The organism is Nocardia sp. NPDC050793 (assembly GCF_040654065.1).
GTDB lineage: Bacteria > Actinomycetota > Actinomycetes > Mycobacteriales > Mycobacteriaceae > Nocardia.
Window position 1 is genome coordinate 1 of the sequence record NZ_JBFAHG010000028.1, and the last position, 1,363, is coordinate 1,363.

At 34.0% G+C, this 1,363-nt stretch carries 1 protein-coding gene; it reads right to left on the reverse strand.

Annotated features, from left to right (window positions below):
• Positions 1-140 precede the first annotated feature (140 nt).
• Positions 141-1,252, reverse strand: a protein-coding gene (locus AB0H50_RS35500) for an IS3-like element IS981 family transposase (RefSeq protein ID WP_357461665.1) whose coding sequence is annotated in 2 segments (ribosomal slippage) — positions 141-1,036 and positions 1,036-1,252 — 1,113 coding nt in all. Because the reading frame shifts where the segments join, the coding sequence is not laid out codon by codon here.
• Positions 1,253-1,363 lie beyond the last annotated feature (111 nt).

Sequence of the window (1,363 nt, forward strand, 5' to 3'; positions counted from 1 at the left end):
CAAAATTATAAAAATACATCCCAATTTCTGAATGATTTAATTAAACTATATCTATAATGAATACAAAAACTCATGTTAATAAATAATGACGTTAAGTCAAGTTTTTAGAGTAACAAACGTAGAATTTTAATCTATTTATTTTAAGCACTTACCTTTTCAAATTGATTAGGTGTAAGATACCCTAAACTTTGATGGATTCGTTTTGAATTATAAAAGGCTTCGATGTACCAGAAAATACTCTGATAGGCTTCTTCAAAGTTCTTATATTTAAATTGATACACCCACTCTCTTTTTAAATGTCCATGCCAAGATTCAAGACTGGCATTATGATAAGGGTATCCCCTTCGACTGAAAGAGTGAGTCATCCCATAATACTTAAGTAACTCTTCATACTCTAGACTCGTATACTGGCTTCCTTGGTCAGAATGAAGAATAACAGCTTCTGGATAGTCTTGTGATTTAATGGCCTTATTTAAAGTTCTTTGCACTAATTCTACAGTCATTCGCTTGCCCAAATCCCAAGCAATGACTTTTTTAGTATAACGATCCATAATGGTTGAGAGATAAGCCCATCCTTGTTGAGTAGGAATATAAGTAATGTCGGTTGACCAAACCTTATTTTTCTTTGTAGGTTCAGTCTGTATAAGATTTTTTCGATTGATGTGATCACTTAGTGAGTATCCAGGCTTAAATTTCTTAATGACTACAGACTTGAGTTGAAGTTGCTTCATTAGCTTCTGTACCAGTTTTAACCCGACTTTTTCCCCTTGTTTAAGTAGAAGATGATGAATTTTAGGAGCACCATAGATTCCTCGGTTAGTATTGAAGAGTTGAGAAATTTTGAGTGACAGGTATTGTCTCCTTAATTGAGTTTTAGATGGATGTCGGTTAATCCGTTCATAATAACTTGATTCAGGAACATCAAGGAGTTGACAGCTTAGTCTGACATTGAGTGCTAAAGTTTGTATGGTTTGAGCCATATCCGCAGCACTCACTTCTTTTTCTCGGCGAATATGGTCAATACTTTTTTTAAGATGTCTCGTTCTTCCTTAACTTTAGCCAGTTGTCTTTTTAATTCTAGAAAATCAGCTTTAGAGACGGAGCTTTCATTAGATTTAGAGTAGAGGTCTATCCATTTATAAATTGTTGCAGGGGCCACGTCGTATTCTTTAGACAGCTGGGTGACGGATTGACCAGAATGATAGAAGGCGATAAGGGTTTCTTTAAATTCTTTTGAGTAGCGTTTTTTTATGTTTTTGTCCTTTGTCTAAATTATACAATAGTGACTCTAAGATTTAAGGATAACATCATTTAATGACATTATTGTGTACCACAAATAAGTTCTTAACCTTATTTGTGGTAC